This window comes from bacterium, from assembly GCA_012517375.1.
Lineage (GTDB): Bacteria > Hydrothermota > Tepidihabitantia > B3-TA06 > B3-TA06 > JAAYVC01.
On the sequence record JAAYVC010000019.1, the window covers coordinates 1 to 5357 of the forward strand.

The 5357-nt window shown below is 46.4% G+C and carries 7 protein-coding genes; all 7 read left to right on the plus strand.

Annotated elements, in window-relative coordinates:
• The first annotated feature begins 96 nt into the window (after positions 1–96).
• From GX441_02510 to GX441_02540, 7 genes are read left to right on the plus strand one after another with little or no spacing between them, the layout of a single operon-like run.
• Positions 97–732, plus strand: a complete 636-nt coding sequence (locus GX441_02510) for a hypothetical protein (protein NLI97515.1) — start codon at positions 97–99, stop codon at positions 730–732.
• The gene (locus GX441_02515; protein NLI97516.1) at positions 720–1658 is read left to right on the plus strand and encodes a hypothetical protein; all 939 of its coding nucleotides are present in this window, start codon (positions 720–722) and stop codon (positions 1656–1658) included. The genes GX441_02510 and GX441_02515 overlap by 13 nt, the downstream gene beginning before the upstream one ends.
• On the plus strand, positions 1659–1916 hold the full coding sequence (locus GX441_02520; GenBank protein ID NLI97517.1) for a hypothetical protein: 258 nt from the start codon (positions 1659–1661) through the stop codon (positions 1914–1916).
• A gap of 14 nt (positions 1917–1930) precedes the next feature.
• Complete coding sequence (locus tag GX441_02525) at positions 1931–2188, plus strand: hypothetical protein (GenBank protein ID NLI97518.1); 258 nt, start codon at positions 1931–1933, stop codon at positions 2186–2188.
• A complete protein-coding gene (locus GX441_02530; protein NLI97519.1) occupies positions 2185–2733 on the plus strand; it encodes a hypothetical protein in 549 nt (182 codons plus the stop codon). The genes GX441_02525 and GX441_02530 overlap by 4 nt, the downstream gene beginning before the upstream one ends.
• Positions 2723–4258, plus strand: coding sequence for a hypothetical protein (locus GX441_02535; GenBank protein ID NLI97520.1), 1536 nt, complete (start codon positions 2723–2725; stop codon positions 4256–4258). Before GX441_02530 ends, GX441_02535 begins: the two co-directional genes overlap by 11 nt.
• A gap of 23 nt (positions 4259–4281) precedes the next feature.
• Positions 4282–5100 carry a DNA adenine methylase gene (locus GX441_02540; protein ID NLI97521.1) on the plus strand — a complete coding sequence of 273 codons (819 nt, stop codon included), beginning with the start codon at positions 4282–4284 and terminating at the stop codon, positions 5098–5100.
• Positions 5101–5357 lie beyond the last annotated feature (257 nt).

Genomic DNA, 5357 nt, shown 5'->3' on the forward strand with positions numbered 1-5357 from the left:
TCGCGCCCAGGAATTTGGGATACCTGTTAGATGATGAATCGTTCAGCAGCGGCCAAAAGTGTCTAGACGCGGCCACTCTGGAAGCTACACTTTAGCATGGAAACGGAAAAGCCTAAAACCTTCCGAATTATCTTCTGGACTGCGCTCTGCACGGTTGTTGCGACGCTGCTCGCTGTCTGGCTTTTGACGATGGGTTGTTCCCCTAAACCCCAGGTTTTGTTTCATACCGACACCCTGGTAAAAGAAGTTCCGCTGCTGAAGATCGACACGGTGCTTAAATGGAAGGATCGGATTATATACAAGGAAGCGAAACCGGACACGATTGTTTTATACAAGGATACGATCAGACCGGACACTATCTGGGGACGGTGGCCGGAGACTATCATTAATCTGGAGAAGAGGGGAGCACGTTTGACCTTCTCCACGCTCATGCCTGCCGATACCTGGAACTCTACCGCACTTGTCAAGGACTACATTTACAATAACATCGGCAATAACTTTTCCATTGCAACCAAAGGGCATGGGTTTTTCGTAAAGACCGGTCATCCTTTCTGGACTAAATTCCACGCAGGACTTGCTATTGACGCAGGCTTTAAGCTCTGTGGCGATTCAACTATGCCTTTCGTCGATCCTCGCGTCAAGGCACGGATAGGTTGGGGGCCAGTGAGTGTAGGGCCGACGATTACGCTGCACGGTATCCAGGGGACGGTTGAAGTGGGATGGAGCTTCTGATGGCATCGGAGAATCTTGATTACGGATACGCGGAACGATTCGTGAAATTAGGGCTTTGGGGCAAATGGAACTATTCACCAGGCGCAATTAATATTTTATTCATTCAGGGCGCTACCCCCAGGCAAGAGGGCGCTATCCCAGAACGAATAAATTCAAACAATAATGAGCCGGATAAGTACAATGATACATGCGTACTCGCGCGCGTGAATCCTCAAACTAAACAAAAAGAGATATACGCCTCCATAGGAACGAGCGAGCCTGGAGAGTACTATACGACAGGGCCAGATGCGAATCCCCAGGGCGCCGCGCACATGTGCTGGGGCCAGCATGAAATGGAGCCCTTGCAACGCTCTAAAGACGGCAGACTCGCGCTTCAGGGCAAGGGGGGGAAAACCCGCTTCTGGAGAGATCGGAGGAATCAGGGTACGAGATACAGTCAAGATGTTGATGAGATTCCGAGGACGGATGCAATAGGTCAATGGTTCCACGCAATGGGAACCGGCGATACCATAGGGAAGTGGAGCGCTGGTTGTGTTGGCCCTTGTGGAGGCTACGAGGGAAAAGCCTGGCAGATATTCCTTGGCTGGTTGAAAGATCATGCTAAGGATACCCCGATTATCCTTACGCTCTGGGGGGTTGAGGATTTCTGTGAATTTTCTATAGCGGCAAGGCACGCCTACGGCCCTATCAGATTCGATCCGACCCTTCGCATGGGTGTTAGGGATATGAATGACTATGGACCTGTTCATCATTTACAGGAGTTGCTTAGAGATAGTCACCACAACCCGGGGGGAATCGACGGGGATTGGATGGGAAAAACGCAGAATGCATTTCTTGAATTTCAGGAAGCCAACGGACTTAAGCCGGATGGGATATGCGGCAGTAAGAGTTGGCAAAAACTCAAAATCCTTGTATATGGAGGATAGATGATACTACAATATCTAGCGGCTGCACATGAAGCCGCACGCCTGGGGTTAGAGCGGTGTAAAAGGGAAGGGATAAACGGAGATGTTAAAGCCTCTCTCGAACGTTCCCTTGCAAATATAGATTCTGCGGTAAAAGGTTTTTGTGAGTTTCAGGGCAATCAAGTAAAATTCGCTAAGGCTACGATGAAGTTTAATCTGCACACCTTAGCCGCAATGGACGTCAATATTGAAGAGGTTGTTAAAGAGATAACTAATTAGGAAATGAGGGTCAAGTGGATTTCTTGAACCTTGTGAAGGATGTCGGGATACCCCTTGCTCTTCTTATCGTTGCTGTAATCACTTTATGGAAAGTCTGGAGACTGGATAGCAAGGCTTTGCAGGCAAAGCTTGATGAAAAAGACAATCGCATTATCAAATTGTACGAACTTCTCGCCCGGCCCGTTTTGGAGAAGCTTGGAAACACAGCCATTGCGGAACTGGAGGCCCTCAATAAATCCATAGAAAAAACTGATCCAGGTTGCAAAAAATGAGAGACCGCTTTCCTCCTGAAATCAAGTTGGCCGCATACGATCTGTTCATGGATGAACTCCCGACGGATGAGATTGTCAAACGGCTCGGTGTTATAGCGAAAAAGAGATTCAAACGCGCGGGCCCGAAGCAGCGAACGATAGAAGAATGGCGTCGGGGGCCGGATTGGAAAGCAGAAAAGGCTCTTCGAATTCAAAAGCTGAAGGTTAAACGTGCAGAGGAATACGCAGATAAAGCGCATGATGCACTCGATGAACTCGTCGACATAAGTAATTCTGCCACAAACCAATTAAAAGAATGGATAAAACAAGGCGTCAAGCCTTCCCCCGCCGCACTCTATAATATTTTTTATCTCCTTAATCAAGAAAAAGCCCGAAGATTCAAAGGATTTGAGAAGCCTTTAGACCTGACTGATGTTTTGAAAGTAGCCCTCGCAGTATTCATTAAGCTTTGCAGTAAGAAGTTAGGGAAAGCTTTCGACGATGCCCTTGATGAACTCCTGGCCGATACCGCTAAGGAATTAGAGAAAGGCTCAGATGCCTCCTGAACAATCACTCATCCAGGAAGTTAAGAACCACTACCTTGTAAATATTAAAGAGCTGTTGGAGAAGAGGCAAAACTCCTCGCTCCGAAAGTACCAGGAAAATCCCCGTTCTTTTTTTGAAGAGAAGGGTGCCATCTTTTTCAAGGAAGCCGCCCGCTTATTTGATGATCTCTATTCTTTGCGTGTAAGAAAGGCTGTCGCTTTAGCTCCCCGAGGCGGAGGAAAAACCTTTGGGGCGGCCGCACTCGCCACTGCACTCTTCTTATTCAAGGATTTCGACGTAGGCATTATTGCCGGTTCAGAAACACAAGCTCTCACCCTGTATTCCTATATAACCGAATGGCTTGAGATGCCGGATGTGGAGCAGTTCGTAAGCATCGAAAAACTCACCGCGTCCTATCTGGTAAGTATTAAGGGCAATAGAATCGTCGCAAGAACCTCATCCACGAAGTCGATTCGCGGGCTTCACCTGGGACGCAATGTTCGTGGCGCATTGTTAATAATCGATGAGGAAGCAGAAGCCGAAGAAGATATCGTTCGTGCTGCCAGATATGTAGTCCGCACGGCAAATCCGCCATTGATTTTGCGTCAGTCTACCTATCATAGTTTGACCGGAACGTTCGCTGCCCTGGTAGAAAATCATGTTGCCCAGGGATACGAACTCTACAAATGGGACAGCTTCGATATCGCGCAGCCATGCCCTTATGAATGCGAAAAATGTCCTGTCCTCGAGTTTAGAAATAAATATTGTAAAGGAAAAGCTAAAACGTCCCATGGCTGGATATCAATAAACGAGATCATCGGGGAGTGGAAGGATTCTCCTCGTGAAGCGTTCGAGGTCGAATCTATGGGATTGCGTCCCGCATCCGCGGGGCTCGTAATCCAGCCTGCGGATATAGATCGCGCTGTAGATATTGGGAATCGGGGATATCCGAAAGAGTTCGATTATTCATGGTTTGCAATTGACTGGGGATTTGCCGGGATGACTCCTCTGATAACTCTTGGGATGGCTGGGAATAGGGTATTCATTAGACATACAGAACTATACTCGAGACACGGAGGCGATGAGATAATAGACAAGCTTAAGGAATTGCGTGAGCGTTACGGAATAAGGGAGGTCTTCGCAGATAGTTCTCACCCCTTTGAAAACGATAGGCTTCGTAACGCGGGGTTTGCTGTGTGGGGAGTAAAACAAGAAGCCGGTTCCACATTGGGGGTCGCGTTTAATTCTTTTAAGGAAGATGGGGTTTCTATATTGTCTTACCTTTTCGAAAAAGGCTTGATAGGGATTCCTGCGAGAGAGAATGTGTTGTTGAAACAACTACGCACATGGCGTAGAGATCAGGGGGGACATATTGTAAAGAAAGACGATCATTTCCCCGACGCTTTAATAGCAGGCATGATGAAATTGAAGATTGCGGGGATAGGTTTGGGCAGCAGAGGAGCGAAGATACAATCGTTCGGTCACCGCTTGTTCGCGGTGGGCGCGAGATTTGCGGGGGGAATAAAACGAGTTTTTAATCACTAAAAACTAAGAAGAAAGGAGGAAACGTGACCGCTCTTTCTTTAATTCATAGAGTAGGAGGAAAGGTAAGATTGACGAAATACCTTCTTCCATATTTCCCTGAGCACAAATGTTATGTCGAACCTTGTGTCGGAGGTGGCTCTTTGTTCTTTGCAAAAGAGCCTTCCAATGTTGAGGTGATTAACGATATCGATAGAGAACTCATCCGCTTATATAATGTGGTGAGATATCATCCAGATGAATTCAATGAACAGCTTTCCTGGGCATTGAGATCTCGCGTCAATTTTGAAGATCCGGAAGGAACTCTCCCCAATGTAACAGAAATCCACAAGGCAGTCAGATATTACTTAAAAATTATGCTAAGTTTCGGAAGTAGAGGACAATATTTTGGTTATTGGCGATCTTCACGGAAAGCCCCATTGGGAAGGGACTGGATTACACTGAGTCAACGTTTGCAGACATCTCATGTATTTATAGAGAATCTTGATTTCCGAAAAATCATTGAACAATACGATTCTGAAGATACGTTCTTTTACATCGACCCCCCGTATGAAGAAACGGCAATGCCATATACTGTTCGCTGGACAACTCAAGATACCCAGGATATGATTGCATTGCTCGAGAACTTAAGAGGAAAGTTTCTACTCTCTTGGGGAGGCCCCGTCAGCCTTGAATTTAAAAGAAAGGTCTGGAAAAAACAGATAGTGAGTGCTCAATCATTATCAAAGGCAAAAAAGGGAACCTCACGCCCGCCGGTTTTGGAATGGATAATAGCAAATTATCCCCTAATTCCAAACAAATTGGCCGGGAAAATGACAGTTTCCAGGGGAGGCAGCGGTGAATGAAGGGGTAAAGGGGCATAACAAAAAAGCCGCCAATCTGAGGCTTTGGACTTTATCCGGCTTTAAATTCTCCATAACAAACAAGCCATATGGATTGAAAAACCTACATCAAATTACATAATAATCGCAACCCCCCGGGGGTAGTTTTTACATAGCCGCCGACATATAATAAGCTGGTTTATTATTTGATTTTAATACATAAAAAGAATTGATCAGTTTACTCAGGAGGAGCGAATGACCTATTTGTCGAAACATTCCGA

Excerpts from the sequence above, each read along its gene's own strand:
- GX441_02530 (NLI97519.1), top strand. The coding sequence starts at position 2,185 with ATGAGAGACCGCTTTCCTCCTGAAATCAAGTTGGCCGCATACGATCTG.
- GX441_02515 (NLI97516.1), top strand. The coding sequence starts at position 720 with ATGGAGCTTCTGATGGCATCGGAGAATCTTGATTACGGATACGCGGAA.
- GX441_02535 (NLI97520.1), top strand. The coding sequence starts at position 2,723 with ATGCCTCCTGAACAATCACTCATCCAGGAAGTTAAGAACCACTACCTT.
- GX441_02510 (NLI97515.1), top strand. The coding sequence starts at position 97 with ATGGAAACGGAAAAGCCTAAAACCTTCCGAATTATCTTCTGGACTGCG.
- GX441_02520 (NLI97517.1), top strand. The coding sequence starts at position 1,659 with ATGATACTACAATATCTAGCGGCTGCACATGAAGCCGCACGCCTGGGG.